This window comes from Rhodoglobus vestalii (assembly GCF_006788895.1).
In the GTDB taxonomy this organism is placed as follows: Bacteria; Actinomycetota; Actinomycetes; order Actinomycetales; family Microbacteriaceae; genus Rhodoglobus; species Rhodoglobus vestalii.
Window position 1 is genome coordinate 1180709 of record NZ_VFRA01000001.1, and the last position, 18253, is coordinate 1198961.

Annotated in this window: 18 protein-coding genes; 11 read left to right on the forward strand and 7 right to left on the reverse strand. The window is 56.3% G+C overall.

Annotated features, from left to right (window positions below; genetic code table 11):
• Positions 1-278 precede the first annotated feature (278 nt).
• From FB472_RS05690 to FB472_RS05700, 3 genes are all read right to left on the reverse strand, one after another.
• Positions 279-1151, reverse strand: coding sequence for a nucleotidyl transferase AbiEii/AbiGii toxin family protein (locus FB472_RS05690; RefSeq protein WP_141990071.1), 873 nt, complete (start codon positions 1149-1151; stop codon positions 279-281).
• Positions 1148-1729: a type IV toxin-antitoxin system AbiEi family antitoxin domain-containing protein gene (locus tag FB472_RS05695; protein ID WP_141990060.1), complete on the reverse strand. Its 582-nt coding sequence runs from the start codon at positions 1727-1729 to the stop codon at positions 1148-1150. Before FB472_RS05695 ends, FB472_RS05690 begins: the two co-directional genes overlap by 4 nt.
• Positions 1730-2443: 714 nt before the next feature.
• Positions 2444-2806 carry a hypothetical protein gene (locus FB472_RS05700; protein WP_141990073.1) on the reverse strand — a complete coding sequence of 121 codons (363 nt, stop codon included), beginning with the start codon at positions 2804-2806 and terminating at the stop codon, positions 2444-2446.
• A 1362-nt stretch (positions 2807-4168) separates the two neighbouring features.
• Between FB472_RS05700 and FB472_RS05705 the strand changes: the two genes are divergently transcribed.
• Together FB472_RS05705 and FB472_RS05710 are read left to right on the forward strand one after the other, a co-directional pair.
• Complete coding sequence (locus tag FB472_RS05705) at positions 4169-5572, forward strand: NAD(P)-binding domain-containing protein (RefSeq protein ID WP_141990075.1); 1404 nt, start codon at positions 4169-4171, stop codon at positions 5570-5572.
• Positions 5569-6459 carry a hypothetical protein gene (locus FB472_RS05710; protein WP_141990077.1) on the forward strand — a complete coding sequence of 297 codons (891 nt, stop codon included), beginning with the start codon at positions 5569-5571 and terminating at the stop codon, positions 6457-6459. Before FB472_RS05705 ends, FB472_RS05710 begins: the two co-directional genes overlap by 4 nt.
• Before the next feature lie 487 nt (positions 6460-6946).
• On the opposite strand, the gene FB472_RS14620 is transcribed toward FB472_RS05710, so the two are convergent.
• Both FB472_RS14620 and FB472_RS14625 read right to left on the reverse strand, forming a co-directional pair.
• The gene (locus tag FB472_RS14620) at positions 6947-7270 is read right to left on the reverse strand and encodes a hypothetical protein (protein ID WP_141990078.1); all 324 of its coding nucleotides are present in this window, start codon (positions 7268-7270) and stop codon (positions 6947-6949) included.
• Positions 7242-7574, reverse strand: coding sequence for a transposase (locus FB472_RS14625; protein WP_425467228.1), 333 nt, complete (start codon positions 7572-7574; stop codon positions 7242-7244). The genes FB472_RS14620 and FB472_RS14625 overlap by 29 nt, the downstream gene beginning before the upstream one ends.
• 583 nt (positions 7575-8157) lie before the next feature.
• On the opposite strand from FB472_RS14625, the gene FB472_RS05725 reads away from it, so the two are divergent.
• Both FB472_RS05725 and FB472_RS05730 read left to right on the forward strand, forming a co-directional pair.
• On the forward strand, positions 8158-8910 hold the full coding sequence (locus FB472_RS05725; RefSeq protein WP_141990082.1) for a hypothetical protein: 753 nt from the start codon (positions 8158-8160) through the stop codon (positions 8908-8910).
• A 308-nt stretch (positions 8911-9218) separates the two neighbouring features.
• A protein-coding gene (locus FB472_RS05730) for an IS3 family transposase (RefSeq protein ID WP_425467211.1) occupies positions 9219-10399 on the forward strand; the annotation gives its coding sequence in 2 pieces (ribosomal slippage) (positions 9219-9485 and positions 9488-10399; 1179 coding nt in all).
• Positions 10400-10816: 417 nt separating this feature from the next.
• Here the strand turns inward: FB472_RS05730 and FB472_RS05735 are convergent.
• Both FB472_RS05735 and FB472_RS13970 read right to left on the reverse strand, forming a co-directional pair.
• Positions 10817-11602, reverse strand: a complete 786-nt coding sequence (locus tag FB472_RS05735) for a hypothetical protein (RefSeq protein ID WP_141990084.1) — start codon at positions 11600-11602, stop codon at positions 10817-10819.
• 311 nt (positions 11603-11913) lie between these two features.
• Complete coding sequence (locus FB472_RS13970) at positions 11914-12069, reverse strand: hypothetical protein (RefSeq protein WP_170192025.1); 156 nt, start codon at positions 12067-12069, stop codon at positions 11914-11916.
• A gap of 1011 nt (positions 12070-13080) precedes the next feature.
• Between FB472_RS13970 and FB472_RS05740 the strand changes: the two genes are divergently transcribed.
• The 7 genes from FB472_RS05740 to FB472_RS05770 all read left to right on the forward strand — a co-directional run bounded on the left by FB472_RS05740 (position 13081) and on the right by FB472_RS05770 (position 18236).
• Positions 13081-14415, forward strand: coding sequence for an NAD(P)-binding domain-containing protein (locus FB472_RS05740; protein WP_141990086.1), 1335 nt, complete (start codon positions 13081-13083; stop codon positions 14413-14415).
• 210 nt (positions 14416-14625) lie between these two features.
• Positions 14626-14859, forward strand: a complete 234-nt coding sequence (locus FB472_RS05745; RefSeq protein ID WP_141990088.1) for a hypothetical protein — start codon at positions 14626-14628, stop codon at positions 14857-14859.
• 6 nt (positions 14860-14865) lie between these two features.
• Positions 14866-15504: a hypothetical protein gene (locus tag FB472_RS05750; protein WP_141990090.1), complete on the forward strand. Its 639-nt coding sequence runs from the start codon at positions 14866-14868 to the stop codon at positions 15502-15504.
• Between the two features lie 96 nt (positions 15505-15600).
• Positions 15601-16260 carry a hypothetical protein gene (locus FB472_RS05755; RefSeq protein ID WP_141990092.1) on the forward strand — a complete coding sequence of 220 codons (660 nt, stop codon included), beginning with the start codon at positions 15601-15603 and terminating at the stop codon, positions 16258-16260.
• 29 nt (positions 16261-16289) lie between these two features.
• Entirely contained in the window at positions 16290-16832 is a 543-nt protein-coding gene (locus FB472_RS05760) for a hypothetical protein (protein ID WP_141990093.1), read from the forward strand.
• A 555-nt stretch (positions 16833-17387) separates the two neighbouring features.
• On the forward strand, positions 17388-17741 hold the full coding sequence (locus FB472_RS05765; protein ID WP_141990094.1) for a hypothetical protein: 354 nt from the start codon (positions 17388-17390) through the stop codon (positions 17739-17741).
• Positions 17742-17891: 150 nt separating this feature from the next.
• Complete coding sequence (locus tag FB472_RS05770; RefSeq protein ID WP_141990095.1) at positions 17892-18236, forward strand: DUF4190 domain-containing protein; 345 nt, start codon at positions 17892-17894, stop codon at positions 18234-18236.
• The last annotated feature ends 17 nt before the right edge of the window (positions 18237-18253 follow it).

Sequence of the window (18253 nt, forward strand, 5' to 3'; positions counted from 1 at the left end):
ACGAGAAAGTGCTGATCAGACCTGCTTTTTTGGGTGCGCCCGGAGGGATTTGAACCCCCGGCCTATTGATCCGTAGTCGAAAACCATTCCCGCAGAACTCTGCGGAAGTGCCCAAAATCACTGCAAAACACTGGTGACTGGGCGCGACTCCGATGCCGCAAGTTGACTGGGGTGCTCCCCAAGTGTGGGTGAAATGTGGGCACGGTTAATCTGATTATTACTCGGAAGCTGGTGCTATCCCAGCGTATCGGTGAAATCGAGAAAGAGAGAAAGCGGCTTCAGATCCAGGCTTGTGAAGTTGGGTCCCACGCTGCCGCAGAATCGACTGTGTTCAGGAAAATTGGGTCGAGGAATGTCGAGACCTCAGTGAGCTGATCTTTGAGGACGGCTAGGGTGATGTCCTCAACATCCGACTTCGTGCGCCACGCGGCCCACTTCTGCTGCGCAATTTCATCGTGACCGCTCAGTGAGACAGAAGGGGCTGACAGTATGACGCCGCGGTACTTCGCCACTTCCTCGATCGCCTTAAGCAATATGGTCGCCTCGAAGCTCCGACTACGGGACAGCGACCGCAGGTCCATGTAGTCACGCCAGCGCGTGCTCGTAACTCCACGTTGCAAGATAGTGACCGCCTTCTCCGCAATAACGGTTTCGAGCGCATATCCCATCAGTGTGAACTCGCCGCCAAGGATGCGCGGCATCGTCACCCGCTGCGCTTCGGGAAACATCGGGTCGCCTGTGCTGATGTCGAGCTTCACCGCTATCCGCGCACTGTGAAGGTGGGCTCGAATATGCACCCTGATACCCGAATACTCCTCTTCGTCACGAATCTGCTCAATGCGAATCGGGACCGCCTCGAACACGACACCGTCGTCCGCATCAGCCCGCGCTACCGCGGCGGCCACCTCCCGGCAGTGTTCCTCGTTGAGCACGAAGTCGATTGCTTGCATGTCAACATCTCGCGTCGGCCGCCGAAGACCGTAGCCAGCCAGCAAAACCCCGCCCTTCAGCACGAACGAATCGGCGAAGGTGGACTCCCCCAGACGCGCCAAAAACTGCTCGAGCACGTAGAGGGTAAGAAGTTCCTGCACAGCGCGCCCCTGTTGTCGGGCGATGCGTTGCAGCGCAGTAAAAGTCTGCTCCGGGGTCATGCCAGTATCTCCAGGGCGGTTCGTAGCGGGCCGACCGCTCGGGGCAGGGACTGCGCAATAGCGAATAGCTTGGCGGGTTGGGATGCTGGGAGCTTCAACCAATTGCGCAGCGCCTCGATGCCGGTCTCGTATCCGACAGTGCCTCGCAGCCTGAACGCGTCGACGATCGAACGCTCAGCCGAATAGAGTCCGACGCTCTGACCTTCGTCCCCTGTCGCAAGCAGAGTGCGACCAATCTCGAACGTGGGCCGGTCAAACACATGCCACTCAACCGCAGCCTGAGTCTTCGCAGGCCGCTGGCCCCGGGGGATCGCGATGTCAGTCCGAGTCGGAATTGCATCAATCAACTCGTGGCGTGCAAGTGCCGACTCCAAGCAGATAGTCGCATCAGGACGCCTCCCGGCAATCTCAGCCAGATCAAGATCGGCAACCGGTAGATCAGTGCGCCGATACAGTCCGCGACTGATCCGCTCAATCTGCTGCCTGTCAAGCAACCGATAGAGCTGGCGCGAGTCGATCCCCGCGCGGCGCGCCTCAGACTGCGAAAACGCTCGCGTCGGCAGGCTCGTAGTTGACATGCGCCCAATTTAGCATACAGATAACTTTAACTGTAGCTCTTTATAGGCGAGAGCCCGGAACCGCATTAAATGAGGACCGGTCAGCACGCTCGCGCACGACACCTTGTCAATGTCGAAGCCTGTGCAAAAGCCCTCCCAGGCAAGCCAACTCAGAGGTCACCTACTGGTGCAGCCGAGCTCACCTTATTCGAGACACTGATGAATGACTAGGATTCCTGAGATGCTCAGCCTCATCCGGGAAGCTCAATAACCGCTTCTCTAGGCCCGCCACACTGCGCCGTTCCTCCGACTCGAACCCAGTCAACATTCACGCTGCCTTCCGAGACGATCTCACCTGACGTATCACGAAGGCGATATCCGACCACCGGTTGGCCCCCGACGAAATCAGCACGCCACCCATCCACGCTATCGCCCGACAGACTCAGCACCCCCGTGTCTACCGTGACAGGTGCTGGTGAAGTTTCTGCCGGCTCCACGCCACCACGTTGAGGTGGCGCACCTGGCTCGCAGTCCTGACCATCGCACAGCTCAAGGCTCATATCCGTGCGTGGGTCCGAAAGGGATAAGCGCGCCACGCCCAAGTAGCCTTCAGCGGTACAGACAGTCCCGAAGCCAGCACATCCTGCGAGCCCGAGACTCATCAGCACCATCATGAATATCGCGAGAAGCGAACGCATCGTGCAACCTTTCCGTTACGGGGGATTCTTGGCGAAGCTATTCCGCGGGCTCGTAGATGGTGATCGTGCCATCGGTGAGCCCCAACTTCAGACAGCCGGCTATTCGCTCCGCATCGGTTTCATCTGACTCCGAGGTGAGCGTCCACAAGTAGCGACTTGACGGGGCATCCGCGCTCATGATGCCGTCGGCTATCGCGACATCGTCTCCGCAGTCGCCGACATCTCCCACCGGAAGCTGGACCCCAACCTGCCAAGCGTCACCGGTCGCGGCTTTCCTGCTGAACTCGCTGTTGTCGCCAACGGGCAGCGCATTGCCGCAGCCCCCAAGAGTGGCCACGACGAGCGACGCGGCGACCATTGTGAGCAATACGGCCGGCAGCCTTAGGCGATGAGAGTTCATAGTTGATCACCGGTCCCCAACGGCGACGGCGATCACGGCCATGGCGACCGCCTTTATCGCGGTGGCGGTGAACTTCACTGTTCGTCGTGTTGACCACATTGCCGGAGCCTCATTTCTCAAGGTCGACTCACTTTATCCGAGACACTAATGAATAACTAGGATTTTGAGATGCTCATCGTCAGCCCGGGATCTCAAGAACCGCCAGCCAGCGTCCACCGCACTGCGCCGTTCCTCCGCCTAGAACCCAGTCAACATCGATACGGCCTTCCGAGACAGTGCCATTTGATGCATTACGAAAGCGAAGGGCTGCTGCACTGATCAGCAACGCATGAAGACATCTTGAACTGCCAAACCCATAGCCCCTCGATCAGAGGTCAATAGGTCACTTCGACGCGCAGACCAAATCCCGGGCAAACACTGGGCCCGGACGAGCCGCAAAGGCCGCATCTCGGCCGAAATCCGACCCAAAACTTTGTGAAGTGTGGGCAAAGTGTGGGCAAAGTGTGGGCAAAATGTGGGCAAAAGAAAAGCAGGCCGGACCGCACTCCACGAGAAAGTGCTGGTCAGACCTGCTTTTTTTGGTGCGCCCGGAGGGATTTGAACCCCCGGCCTATTGATCCGTAGTCGAAAGCCGTTCCCGCAGAACTATGCAGAAGTGCTCAAACTTGCTGCAAAACACTGGTGACTGGGCGCGACTCCGATGCCGCGCGTTGACTGGGGTGCTCCCCAAGTGTGGGTGAAATGTGGGCACGCCCCAATTGAATAAGTCTCATAGAGTTAGACCTCCGTTGAATCGTTGCTGACATCATTGGGGCGATTCGGTCGTCACCGAGGTTGCAAGATACGCGGCCTGGCAGGTGGTCCCCTTCTGGACACCAAGCGTTGATGCTGGCCCGCTCTCCAGTTTGCAGCAGGAGTGAAACGCAGATCCGCAGCAGTTCTCCTCCCCACCCCCGAAGAAGGCCTTTACACGGCAAGGTCGATGCTGCCACTCTAAACATTTGAGTAGTAATCTCTTTTCAGTCGGATCCGAGTATCCGACTTCTAACCCGATGGAATCAAACCCCGATGACTTTCACGCATTCCCAAACTCATGGCGCCAATAGACGCGGCACTGTAGTTCCCGTAGTCAGCCCCGTCCCCGATTTGATCCAGGCCCGAGGCCGGCGCGATACCACGGTTCGTCCTATGAGGCGCAAACCTGATCGCCATTGCGCGATAGGACGCAGGATGCCGCGGAGCGACTCGTGCGGCTACGACCACGATCAGACCAGCCTCGAGCGCTCCTGCCCTAATAACGCGGTCAGCTAGGTGCAGACGAAAAGGTCAGACCCAGGGATACAGGCAGCTATCGGATACCAATTGCGTAGACGGCATACCGATTGGGACGAAGCGCCGAAGCAGGCAACTTTTAGCCGCGCGGGGATTATTAATCGCGCTGAGAAAATTCGTGCCGCCGTTGAAGAGGTAACGGGGTCATCTGATCACCTGGGGGTCGATGCAGCATTCGAAGAAACACGCAGTTTCGTAGACACAGCTTTCGATATCTATGAAGGCAAGATCGAATCCGAGCAATACGGATGGGTGTTTGCCGTCCCCGGCCGCAACGAAACATCACAAGGTAATGAGTATGAGACCGAAGTAACTCCGTTCCTGCCGATTCTCAGTTCGGTATATGGAGTCGACGACAAAACGCGCCAGCACACGACCGCGAGGCTTGCACCGTGTGTCATCGAAACCCATAAGGGACGCGCTTCCATGAAGGGTGCCGTCGTCTGGACACCGCTATACGTCAATGCCGCAACCCGCCTTGATACCAATTTGTGGAGACGATTTGTAGTCGACAACACCGCCGGCATCCGACACAGCGTCAATCGAACTGCTGAATTTGCAGCACACCGCCTTGGCGCCCGGGTTATGGGGCTAGGTGCCAGCATTCCCAGTTTTACGCAGCTCGGAAAATCGATCAAGCAAGAAGGACTCATCACCACGACCGGCCACGCTGGGACGGTGCATTTGCTGAACGAGACTGTGCGCCACGTCGTCGAAACCCGCGGCACCTCGGAAAAAACTATCGGACTACTCGGGGCAGGATCTATCGGAAGCTCATGGGCAGAGCTGCACCTACTTACTGACAGAAAACACCGCGTCAGCGTCTATGACCGCAACCACTCCCAAGTCGATAGATTGCGTCGAAAGGTAGAACAGGAACGGGTTGATGTCGAAAGCCACGAGTTCAATGTTTTGGAGTCATCCGACATCATCGTCTCGGCAATCAATCGCACCCTCGACCTAGACGAAATGGAATACCAAACTGACCGGCAAATAAGCTTGCAAGGCAAAGTCATCATCGACGATAGTCAGCCCGGAGCCTTCGACCGCAAGCAAGTTGAAGCCCGCGGCGGAACGCTCATTTGGGTGGTGGGTCAAGACACCTCGGATGCTCAAGCATTACATCGCCCGGGCGGCTATAGCTTTGGCGACACTGCCGGCCTACATGGGAAAGGTGCGGTCTGGGGCTGCGAAGCTGAAGTCGCAGCTATATGCCTTGAAGATCGACTAGATCTTGCGGTGAGTAGTCACGTAACCCATGAGATGGCGACGAATATAGGGGCTCTCTGCCATTCGATCGGCGTAGAAGTCGCTCGCCCTCTGCAATCATTCGGGGCGCCCGTGCAACTCAACTCAGAATCATGGCCTCGAACTCGATCGGGATCAAGCGGTCCGATCGATAGAAATTGGCCTTCTAGTAGGTTTGCCCCATGATCAAAATCATCTCCACGTTCATCGTGGTCATCCTCGCGTCAGCGCTGGCATCCGGCTGTTCCGCAATGGATGAGCCCGTGACTTCAGGAAGTAGGCCCGACGCCGCTCCAAGAGTGCCGTCACCGATAGTCCCCGTCGGTTGTTCGACCGGAAGCCTCGCTGTCGGGGAAGAAGGAACCGAGTATTTTGAGGGAACGGATGTACCCATTTCTGTTATCGGGCGCGAGTGCTTCGATCTATTTGTCAAGCCGGATGTCTCTCGGGATGCTTCCGCCGATCAGCGCTACACCGTAGAAGAATTTTGCGAGAAACTGGGAATCGAAACAGAGCTGAACGCACTCATGGGGCACGGAAACATGGCGACGGGTCACGGCAACATACCGGGATACTTCGCGTATACCGACGATGACTTCAACGGTGGGGTTTCAGCGCTTCTCGCGGGTACATGCTCGTTTCAAATACCCTTGGAAGAATTGCGATCTCCACAGAACGAAGGTGATCCCTCGCGCAACGCTATTGATATTTCATGGATAAGTACCGGACACTCGTTCGTTGGTGAACCACCCTTCGAAGTCTTCCAGCGAGACGTGAGCGGTCTACCTTTCACGGACCTGGAGGGTGTCGGCGAATACGCAGTTCGTGTCGATAAAAGCGAGTCGGTCATTGCATTCGCAGCTATCTCGCCCTCTGACGACGGAGAGCGCCAACGCATATTTGCGGAAATTTTGATCGACTTCTCACCATCCCGTGCGGATATTGCCTCCGGTCTCGGCGATTTAGCACCAGGCTTGCTGTCGACAGTCCTTGACCGCGGCGGTGAACTACTCAATGGTTACATCGACTATTCCGCGTACTCTCTGTATACCCAATATCCCGAGTACGGGTGAGAGACGACGCTAAACGAACCGAAGAGCGGTTAATAGATTTTCCCAGATCATGCGCGACGCAGACGCTGCGCAAGCGGAAACGCGACCATACTATCCGCCGGCTCTTTTGGAACCATCGAGCGGCCAAAGCGCTCGTTCCCTGTCCTTCCGGTTTGGATGATTTGAGCTGCGCGACTGCTCAAGGTGGCAACCCAGACAACAGCTACGGATCGCTACATCCGGTACGTGAGCGGAGCGGCTTATGTTTCTCGACCTCGCTCGTGCGTTGAAGAGGGTAGGGACTCTAGTGTGAACGCGATGATTTCACTTTCGCTCGACTACCGGCTGAGACCCCGTACGACGAACTCGCAGACAGCGACCACTGCCGCTCATCAGGCATCTTAGGGCCGCTCCCAGCGCGACGGAGCGTATAAACTTGAATCGCTATCTGTCCTGATCTAAGAAATCCTTCGGGTAGTGTCCCGCCTCGCGGATGCTCCTATCGTTGTCAAACAGCTCTTGGGTCTGTATTGGACTCGTCTTGCGCGAGGTTGTCGAGCCAGGTTTCGTAGGTGTTCTGGAGCTCCCTATCGGAGCGTTCACCCAGTTCCCGGTGCCGTAGGCGCTGGTGTGGAATGCCCAGCTGGTGGGCGGCTTTGGTCATGGCTAGCTGCAGCGTTTGCCGCCGCTGGCGCAGCAGTGGTCCCTGGGGTGTGCTGATCTCTGGGTTGGTGACCTGGGCGAACATCTCGTTCGCGACGTGTCGTTTGAAGCAGCGGACGATGTCAGGATCGGAGAGACCCTCAGTGCGGCGTTTGTCGAAGTAGGCCATCGTGCGAGGGTCTTTGTGGCGGCGCCGGCTGAGGACGATGCGGCGCGGAGTTGGCGTGGCGGTCGCCGCCGCGGGAGAGACAATGTCGGTGGCGCACTCCAGAGGACGCCGGGATCGGGGCAACGCCGCAGAGCGCAGCGAACTGCGCTCTGGTTCCGACCCGATCTGGATTGTCACCCAGGGTCGCCAACAAGGTGCTCGCGACGACCGACCGGACTCCGCGGGCGGAAAGTAGTGCAGGGTTGCTCAGCCGGGTGAGATCCCCGAGCTGTGCATCAATATCGACGACCTCCGCCACGAGCATTTGGCTGCGCTGGGCCAGGTGTTTGAGGCAGAGCCTGCTGATGTTGTCGGGAGTTGTGCCGCCAGCCAAGGCGCAACAGCTGCGGCCGCTCCTATATGTGATGAATTCGATGCTGACTCAGCCCACACAGGCGGACTGCAAGAGTTCACTGACCGGTGTTTCCGCGGGAGCTTCTATCGATCAATGAGTTGGGCGTGGCAGGAGTGCAACCTTGACTTCGGCAGCGACGATTAGCGCACCGCACACTTTCCAGTGTGCTTCGGAGTGCCAACTATGTACGCACCTCAGAAATCCGCGTCAGGGCCGGCTGCACGGTTCGGTAAGTTTGACCTGACTTTTGGTTCGCCCGAGAAGCGCATTTAATCGCGCTCCTTCTGCGTTCGAATCCGTAGTTATAAACTTGGCGCTAGAAACTGGGTGTAGCTATGCTGATGCAGACATATCCAACGGCCCGGACAACGGACATGAACACCCGCAGGGTCGACATAGCCCGAGACCTTTAGCAATCTAGGTATCGAATCGGGGCACTGGTTGCCGCCAATTGAAGAACCCGAAATAAGTTCATTGCACGAAGGAGCTACTGATGCGGTCATTGTTACCCACTCTTGTTCTCGCAGTTCTGCTGGGCATAACCGCCTGTTCGAGCCCCGGCGAATCTTCTCCGGCAGATCAAAGCGGCGCTTCGGCAGAGCCGAGCGAGACCGAGCCTGAAATTACCTACGAACAAGATATTGCAGCAGCTATCGCTGAGCGACCAACTGTCGGATCTCCTGAATACACAGAACTTGTTGACTCTTACCGAATAAATTCATCAGAACACAAAACAAGCGAAGACGCCGTTCTCGCTTTCGGTAGAACCCTGGTTCAGGACTGGTTCGGTGCGGGACACGACGAAGTACCAAAGAATTTTTATGACCAAGCTCTTGCACTTTCCATAGATGAAAAGGTCGAGAAAATGGAGCCTGACTATTGGTCTGAAGTGTTCTGTGAAGCACTCTTTGGCACTGACCGCGCGAGTCTCACAAATGAACAACAAGGTGTGTTCGATGCCATCCTTCGGGATCAAAGAATGTTCTTGGCGCAGAGGATCCTTACGGCTAGCGAAGACAACCCGACAAAACTTGCCGTTTTGTCTGATTCAGTTGAGTTCGACATTAATCTGGCGAGATATTTAAACGGGCGTTATAACTTCACCTTTTGGCCAAATGAGGATAATACCTTAACGAATGTTAATGATAATCAAATCGAGAACAAGCCACGAGAAAATAGCATCGGGTTCACAATCAGGCTGGACCCGGAAACGGACAGCTGGATCTATGGCGCCAAAGACTTGTAACTGGGGTCTGCTGTACGTTCTAATGGCGGTTATTGGTCACCCCGTCGAGGTAGCTGGTGTGTTCATAATGAACTCCAAGTCGATGACGAGCGACCGGCCCAGCTAACAAGCTCCCGAAGCCTATCGACGAGTCGTGTGTGGAGGAGGTTGCATTCCTTCGAACGATCGCCACTTAAGGTGCAACAGCTGCGGCCACTCCTACATGTGATGAAATCGATGCTGACTCGGCCCACACAGGCCGACGGGTCTGCTGCAGGAACTGGTGTCACCTGATCTTTAGGGATTCGTCCCTGAGGGAGGATGTCAGCATGCCCAGTCCGTATCCCAAGGAGTTTCGGGAGGACGTTGTTGCGGTCGCTCGCCGTCGTGATCCAGGAGTGACGCTTGCGCAGATCGCGAGTGATTTCGGGGTCTCTGATCAGACGTTGTTGAACTGGCTCAAGCGGGCCGATATTGAGGAAGGTGTTCGTCCCGGTCAGACTCGGGATGATGCCGGTGAGGTGCGGGAGTTGCGTCGCCGGAACAGACTCTTGGAGCAGGAGAACGAGGTGCTGAGGCGGGCGGCGGCATATTTGTCGCAGGCGAACCTCAAGCTCGGTGGTTCCCCAAAATGATCTACCCGCTCGTGAGCGAGCTCGCCGGCGACGGGGTCCCCGTCACGGTGACGTGCCGGGTTCTCAAGCTTGCCCGTCAGCCCTACTATCGGTGGAAACGCAGTCCGGTCGGGGAAGCCGAGTGGCGGCGTGCGCAGCGCATGAACGTGCTCTTCGACGGTCACGTTGACGATCCAACACTCGGGTATCGGCAGCTGGCGAACTTCGCACGACGCCGCGGTGCTCGAATGAGTCGCCGGACCGCGTGGGCGTTGGCCCGTCAGGTTGGCGCGGTCTCGACCTCGCAGCGCACCAAACGCGGCAAGGGCAAACGGCCCGGGCCGCCCGTATTCGATGATCTGGTGCAGCGTATGTTCACGGCGTCCGCACCGAACCGGCTCTGGCTCACGGATTTGACCGAGCATTGGACCGCGGAAGGCAAGCTCTACTGCTGCATGATCAAAGATGCTTGGTCCAATCGGATCGTGGGCTACTCGATCAAGCCGACCATGCACGCAGACATCGTCGTGGACGCGATCGAGCATGCCGTCCAACGCCGCGGAGACGTCGCTGGCTGCATCCTGCACGCCGACAGGGGCAGCCAATTTCGGTCCCAAGCCGTCGCGCGAGCTCTGCGCCGACACGACATGGTCGGCTCGATGGGTCGCGTTGCCTCAGCCGCGGACAACGCCGCGATGGAGTCGTTCTGGTCGCTGCTGCAGAAGAACGTCCTCAACCAGCAACGCCGATGGGCCAGCCGTCAGGACCTGCGCCTCGCGATCGTGACCTGGGTCGAGCGCCGCTACCACCGCCAACGAGAACAAGACGGGCTCGGTGGCTTGACCCCCATCGAGTTCGAAGCCACCATGGAACCATCAATGGCCCTCGTGGCCTAAACCGAAACTGACACCAGTTCCTGCATCAGACCCGCACTTCGCCACTCTCTGGCTATTGTCATCGAGGACTAAAAGACCGCGAGTGACACATAAAGACATGGGCGCAGCCGCTCTTGCCCAGCTGCCCCTAGATCGCACCGGTACTTTCGCGAGATCAACCCTGTCTCCCCAAGTGATGAGTCGAGGGACAAGCCTCCTAATGACGCTGATGAGCGCCGCCGCTCCGCTACTAGGTCAGGACGAGAGCATCCAGCGAACGCAGCTCGATGTCAAGGCCGAGAGGAAAGTGTCGCTGGACGAGCCCCCGATACATGAGGTCACCGGCTCGAGTGATCGGATGTAGGGATGCTCATGATCGCGGGCACTCGAGATCTCGCGTTCTGCGAAACCTCACATCAGTTCAAAAAGGTATCCTTATCAGAACGATTCGTCGGCGTTATTCACGAAGTACCAGTTCGTTTCTGACTCGGACTTCTTTACAACCTTAAGGTGCATACTCGCACCGTAGTTAAGGTCATCGGCAGTGGCTCCCAGTTCGGGGTTGTACCCCAACGGTCGTGTGTATATATCAGTTTCGCTACTTGATCTGATGCCTGTTTCCGTCAGAACCAACGCTGATGGACTAAGTGTGGTGAGGTTTTTTTGTATAGCATACGATATCATCTCTACTACTATTGCTTGGTTGGTTGGAAGTGTAGCCTCTGCATATTCACTCCGCACGGCATCGGGTCCGTACAGTGTATTGCCATAGCCAATGTCGTAATAGGAAAGATTTAGCTGTTTGATAATGCCGAGTGCAGTATCTTCAGAGGTTTCAGTGTCATTCTCTACGGCCCATTGAACTTGGTCGTCAAAGCTCATATTTGCAATTTCCCTAAACTGCAACTCGGCAAGCTCAGACCGTAGAACCGAAAACGCGTAGACGACGTCTTCTGGGGACTGCCCCTCCACGTATGGAACTTTAATATCTTTAAAGAGTTCCATATACTCCGACGAACCAATTTCAGGTCGTGCATTAATAAGGTCCTGGATAGCCTCAGTTTGGTTAGTGGGCTCTGGTTCTTCGGCTGGGGCCAATGCGCTGTTGTCCGCGCCTTGTGGTGCTTTGCCGCCCCCGTTCGATAGGCCGACAAAAAGAGCTGCGCCACCCACGAGCAGTCCGATGACGATGAGACTCGCAATAAAAATTCGTTTCGTTGACATCTATCTCTCTGCCTGTTCGAGCTGCGTCACGACGATAGAAGTCATATGGTTTTGTCGATGCCTCACGCACGCGGACGCAGTGATGGCCGTTGCAAACTCCCGGCGGACTTACTACCTGTCTTTGCGCTAAACAGTACTTCATCCAAGCCACCGAAATAATCGATTTATGCGTTTCGCACCATCCATTTTGGTCCTTCTGATGTCGAGAGGGTGCACCTGCGGCAGAGCAAAACTCTTGGCACGCGATACGCAGTCAAACGCGCAACTATCTCAAATACCAGCCGGCATCCCTAGAGCTTCCCCCGAAAACTCTAAATCACCCCCATGCGCAAAGCCGGGGCCCGCTCGGAAAAGTCGCTGAGGTTCTCGGCTAGTCCACGCAAGCGATACGTCGGACGCCACGATGAATCCACCTCGGGGAGTTCTTCGTGAGCAGACGGGGCCTGCTGCACAGATAGGTGACGCATCGCGACATAGTGAACGACCGAACCCGTCAGCCCCGTGATCAGCGATCAATAGGTCGCCCTCATGAGATAGACCACATCGCACGCAAACACTGGACCGAGTAGAGCCACGAAGGCCCCATTCCGTCCGAAATCCGACCCGAAACTTTGTGAAGTGTGGGCAAAGTGTGGGCAAACAAAAACAGGCCCGACCGCACTCCACGAGAAAGTGCTGGTCAGACCTGCTTTTTTTGGTGCGCCCGGAGGGATTTGAACCCCCGGCCTATTGATCCGTAGTCGAAAGCCGTTCCCGCAGAACTATGCAGAAGTGCTCAAACTTGCTGCAAAACACTGGTGACTGGGCGCGACTCCGATGCCGCGCGTTGACTGGGGTGCTCCCCAAGTGTGGGTGAAATGTGGGCACGCCCCAATTGAATAAGTCTCATAGAGTTAGACCTCCGTTGAATCGTTGCTGACATCATTGGGGCGATTCGGTCGTCACCGAGGTTGCAAGATACGCGGCCTGGCAGGTGGTCCCCTTCTGGACACCAAGCGTTGATGCTGGCCCGCTCTCCAGTTTGCAGCAGGAGTGAAACGCAGATCCGCAGCAGTTCTCCTCCCCACCCCCGAAGAAGGCCTTTACACGGCAAGGTCGATGCTGCCACTCTAAACATTTGAGTAGTAATCTCTTTTCAGTCGGATCCGAGTATCCGACTTCTAACCCGATGGAATCAAACCCCGATGACTTTCACGCATTCCCAAACTCATGGCGCCAATAGACGCGGCACTGTAGTTCCCGTAGTCAGCCCCGTCCCCGATTTGATCCAGGCCCGAGGCCGGCGCGATACCACGGTTCGTCCTATGAGGCGCAAACCTGATCGCCATTGCGCGATAGGACGCAGGATGCCGCGGAGCGACTCGTGCGGCTACGACCACGATCAGACCAGCCTCGAGCGCTCCTGCCCTAATAACGCGGTCAGCTAGGTGCAGACGAAAAGGTCAGACCCAGGGATACAGGCAGCTATCGGATACCAATTGCGTAGACGGCATACCGATTGGGACGAAGCGCCGAAGCAGGCAACTTTTAGCCGCGCGGGGATTATTAATCGCGCTGAGAAAATTCGTGCCGCCGTTGAAGAGGTAACGGGGTCATCTGATCACCTGGGGGTCGATGCAGCATTCGAAGAAACACGCAGTTTCGTAGACACAGCTTTCGATATCTATGAAGGCAAGATCGAATCCGAGCAATACGGATGGGTGTTTGCCGTCCCCGGCCGCAACGAAACATCACAAGGTAATGAGTATGAGACCGAAGTAACTCCGTTCCTGCCGATTCTCAGTTCGGTATATGGAGTCGACGACAAAACGCGCCAGCACACGACCGCGAGGCTTGCACCGTGTGTCATCGAAACCCATAAGGGACGCGCTTCCATGAAGGGTGCCGTCGTCTGGACACCGCTATACGTCAATGCCGCAACCCGCCTTGATACCAATTTGTGGAGACGATTTGTAGTCGACAACACCGCCGGCATCCGACACAGCGTCAATCGAACTGCTGAATTTGCAGCACACCGCCTTGGCGCCCGGGTTATGGGGCTAGGTGCCAGCATTCCCAGTTTTACGCAGCTCGGAAAATCGATCAAGCAAGAAGGACTCATCACCACGACCGGCCACGCTGGGACGGTGCATTTGCTGAACGAGACTGTGCGCCACGTCGTCGAAACCCGCGGCACCTCGGAAAAAACTATCGGACTACTCGGGGCAGGATCTATCGGAAGCTCATGGGCAGAGCTGCACCTACTTACTGACAGAAAACACCGCGTCAGCGTCTATGACCGCAACCACTCCCAAGTCGATAGATTGCGTCGAAAGGTAGAACAGGAACGGGTTGATGTCGAAAGCCACGAGTTCAATGTTTTGGAGTCATCCGACATCATCGTCTCGGCAATCAATCGCACCCTCGACCTAGACGAAATGGAATACCAAACTGACCGGCAAATAAGCTTGCAAGGCAAAGTCATCATCGACGATAGTCAGCCCGGAGCCTTCGACCGCAAGCAAGTTGAAGCCCGCGGCGGAACGCTCATTTGGGTGGTGGGTCAAGACACCTCGGATGCTCAAGCATTACATCGCCCGGGCGGCTATAGCTTTGGCGACACTGCCGGCCTACATGGGAAAGGTGCGGTCTGGGGCTGCGAAGCTGAAGTCGCAGCTATATGCCTTGAAGATCGACTAGATCTTGCGGTGAGTAGTCACGTAACCCATGAGATGGCGACGAATATAGGGGCTCTCTGCCATTCGATCGGCGTAGAAGTCGCTCGCCCTCTGCAATCATTCGGGGCGCCCGTGCAACTCAACCCGGAATCATGAGCTCGAACCACCGATCCCAGTCGGCAGCTGGACAATATTCGTTCTCTTTGGCTAAATGAGCAATGTCGACATGTGCGGCATCGTGTCACAGGGCGGCCACCCATCACGAGTAGAGCATCAGGTCTCGCCGGCAGTGAGTTTCCGTCCGAACAAATACTCGAACCTATTCGGGGGGCATCGCTCAACACTCTGAGGTGATAATTTTTCGGGATGACTGATGCAACCCCCGATAACCCGCAGAGCCCCGAAAGCACAATGCCCGTCTCGGCTGAGTTCAAGCGCAAACCTCGAATCATGCTTGGGACTTTCTGGCTGCTAATCGCCGCGCTCCTGATCTTTGTGGGGTTTTCTGGCACGTGGTGGATAGCCCTTCTCGGCATCGCAACCTTCGCCTACTCCATCTACCTCTATCGCGGAGGCCGCTTCGGCTTCTGGTTCATTTGAGTTCTCATGGCCTTCGATAATTTCATCGCACGTGCAGCAAGTGACACCCCGCACCCCTTTTACCCACTACCCGGGTCTACTCGTGACAGCTATCTCCCGGAGGACGGTGACGGTCAACCAACAACGGCCGTGGTCAACGCAGCCAGCTCAGAAGTAAGCTCAGCTGGTCGTCGAACTCAGCAGACCGCATGGGCGGCCAAGTTGAAGTCATCCCTAACGGTTACCGACACCCGGTTGGTTTTCGCAAGCACAGACTTCCTCCGTGGGTTCAAGAAAATCAAAGGTCACTCTTTCGTTGGCCATGTGCGCTACGAGTGGCTTGCGGCAGTGACAGCATCCGACTTGCATTTCGGCAGGAGCCCCAATCAGGTCCGTGTCGTACTCCATGATCCAGTCGACTCCAACGGAGTGAACGTGGTGACATTCGACCTCGCTCGAGGCACTTCCGCCACCGCATTTGCGACCGAACTAGTGCGAAGAGCGAGCGCTTTTCGGTCACAGCAGCCCGACAGTGAATTCGGTGGGCCTCTGGTGAATACAACAAAGAATGGTGGCACACGTTGGCTCCTACCGTTCATCGAAGACACTCAACGTAGCGAACTGATCGATGCCCTTTCTTCAGCGCGAGTTTCACCACTTGCATAACGCAGGCACACACTTTTTCATGAGCCACGTCCAGGCGCTGCTCCTCTTGCCGCAAGACCGAGCACTATTTCGTTGTCAACCTAAAGGAAAACGTTCATGTCCTTCCGACCCACCAATTGTGCCTTTATCGCCGCTGCGTTAGCCGTGCTGCTCACTGGCTGCTCAGTCGCTTCCGACACAGTTGCCCCAACGGCCATAGATTCACCTGCGATCGATGAGCCTATTGCTGAAGAGACGGTAGCGCCGCCGAAGTCCATCACTTGGGAAGCGTCTTGCATGCTTTCTGTCGATGAGGTCTCCTCGATAATGAGCGATTACAACTGGCAACCGCTCCCAGAGCCTCAGTCGAAGGACTTGGGAGCTGGAGACACCGAATGCGACTACCGCGAGACCAACCCCGACTCCTATCGCCACATTTCGATTGACTTCCGTCAATACGACCCGGTTGAAACCTACGGCTGGGTATCTCCGAACTATGAAGGCCCCGGATTCGCTGCCCCGAACTCAGCAGAAGGAGGGCAGAACGCTTGCGATACAGCGACCGCTGCCCAATGGAGAGGCTTCGACGGGATATGCACCCTCGTCGGTGACACCCCAGTCGTGATTGGTGCAAATCGGGCGTCAGTCGTCATCTTCCCGGAAGGTTCCTACTTCTACCACTTGGAGGTCTATGGAACCTCCGGAGTTGAACACGAGGAAGAACCGCTCTTGGCTTTTGCGTCTCTCCTCGCCACTCGCAGCCTTGTTTCTAACTAAGCCAACAAACACCAAACGCAGGGATTCTCATGAACAATTTAGCGCGCAGCGCGGCCGTCATTACAGGTCTTACCCTCGCTGTGCTCCTTTCCGCTTGTGCGTCAAGCCCACGCGACTGGGAGAATTCTGAACCCTTAGTGGATTCGGACGACACCATCACCGCGCAGGGAGGGTGCCCAGAACAACTAATTGTGGACTTCGACTACAACGATCCCAACAACAGCACGACAGAGGTAGACATTTCGGCGATTGAATCCGCGTTCGGCGCCGAGCTGCCTGACGACCTAGTGTGCGTAGTGGTGTCACCAGTCAACAGAGCGGACGGCGAAGTATCGTTCTACATATTCTGGCCCGGCAAAGACCAAAACTTCGCTTACTCCGTCGGCAACACTCTAATTGCCGCCGGGGTCCCCGCATTTGGTGACCCAATCGAATACCGCAGAGACGGCGCCACTATGGCCTTGTGGGCCTACCCTGCCGGCGACAGCATGCATTGGTCCGATAGCTTCGTTGGCTCACCGCAGCTTGTAGTCGGTGAGGGAGCCATCCCTGACAAGGGCTATGTGCGCTGATTTTTCCTGTTTTTTGGGAGACGCCGACGATCAGAAGTCTCAGCGGCACCGTTGAGTAACCGTGCCCGAACACCTTAATGACTTGCTTTTCACAACGCCCCAAATTACGAGTCTTCGCTGCAGAAGCAAAATAGTGTTAAATAGCTCGGCTGTCGAGCGTGCGCTCCCACCTCCGAGAAGACCACGCGCCAGCTGGCCGCAAGTCTCCTTCTGGCATTTAAATATCCCGTGCGAACAAATCCTAAAAGCGCCTCCTCAGCGGCGGGCCAAGAGCGAAGGCACGTGGACGTGTAGCGCCAACGTACTACCCCTTTCTTCTCGTTCTCCGACCAGTGGAACGGCACCGGAACGGAATGGACAATCAACGAGAGTGAGTGCGTTGACGTCGGTGTACTCACCGCCGCAAATGGCATCTCCGGGATCGCCGCGCTTGACAGTAACTCCATCGACGAGCTTGGCTGTCAAAACGCTAACGAAGCCGACAACTACGCGATCGGATACTTTCACTTTCCGTCGACCCTCATCGAAAACGGTGTCGGGCCCACCGCTATCGAGGTGCCGTCGCTTGGGCCAGATGCTTGGCAGTTTCCCCAACTAGCAGTCAAGCCTGAGGGCTGCACTTTCATCGTCTCCCTAGCCGATGAACGGTCGTATCGCTTAGGCCTCACCGTCAACAACGTCGCGAAGTCCGTCGACGAGTCGTGCGTGGAGGCGGTTGCATTCCTTCGAACAATCGCCAACCAAGGTGCAACAGCTGCGGCCACTCCGACCTGTGATGAAATTGATGCTGACTCGGCCCACACAGGCGTACTGCAAGAGTTCACTGACCGGTATTTCCGCGGGAGCTTCTATCGATCAATGAGTTGGGCGTGGCAGGAATGCAACCTTGACTTCGGCAGTGACGAATAGTCCCAATTTCAGTTTCCATGGTGTGCTTCGGATTTGCAGCGGACACGCTGGTGTTCGTCGTCTGCGCGTTTCTAACTCCCCGATTTGGGGTCTTCTCTAGCGACTCCACCTCGGTAAGGTTTACGTGAACTATTAGAAAAGAGCTCTCACGTGGACCCGCTTTCCCTCCTCATCATCCTTGTAGTCATTATTGGTGTCGTCACATTGATCGTTGCCCGCAATAAACGACGTAGTGCCGGAAATTTTCGGTCGGGCGCCACGCAAATTCCTCCCGGTGCAAAAACTAACACCCTCGCGCTGGTGTCATTCATCCTCTCCTTTTTTGCATCTATACCTGCCGTAGTGGTCGGCCATGTCGCCCTCAACCAGCTAGCAGTCCGTCAAGAATCCGGCAGAGGGTTTGCCATCGCAGGTCTAACGATCGGCTACATCTCAATCGTCATCAGCCTCGTAGCAATTGCAGTTCTACTAAGCACTTCGTCGCAGTTCCGCTAAAGAACGTAACGGTTCCC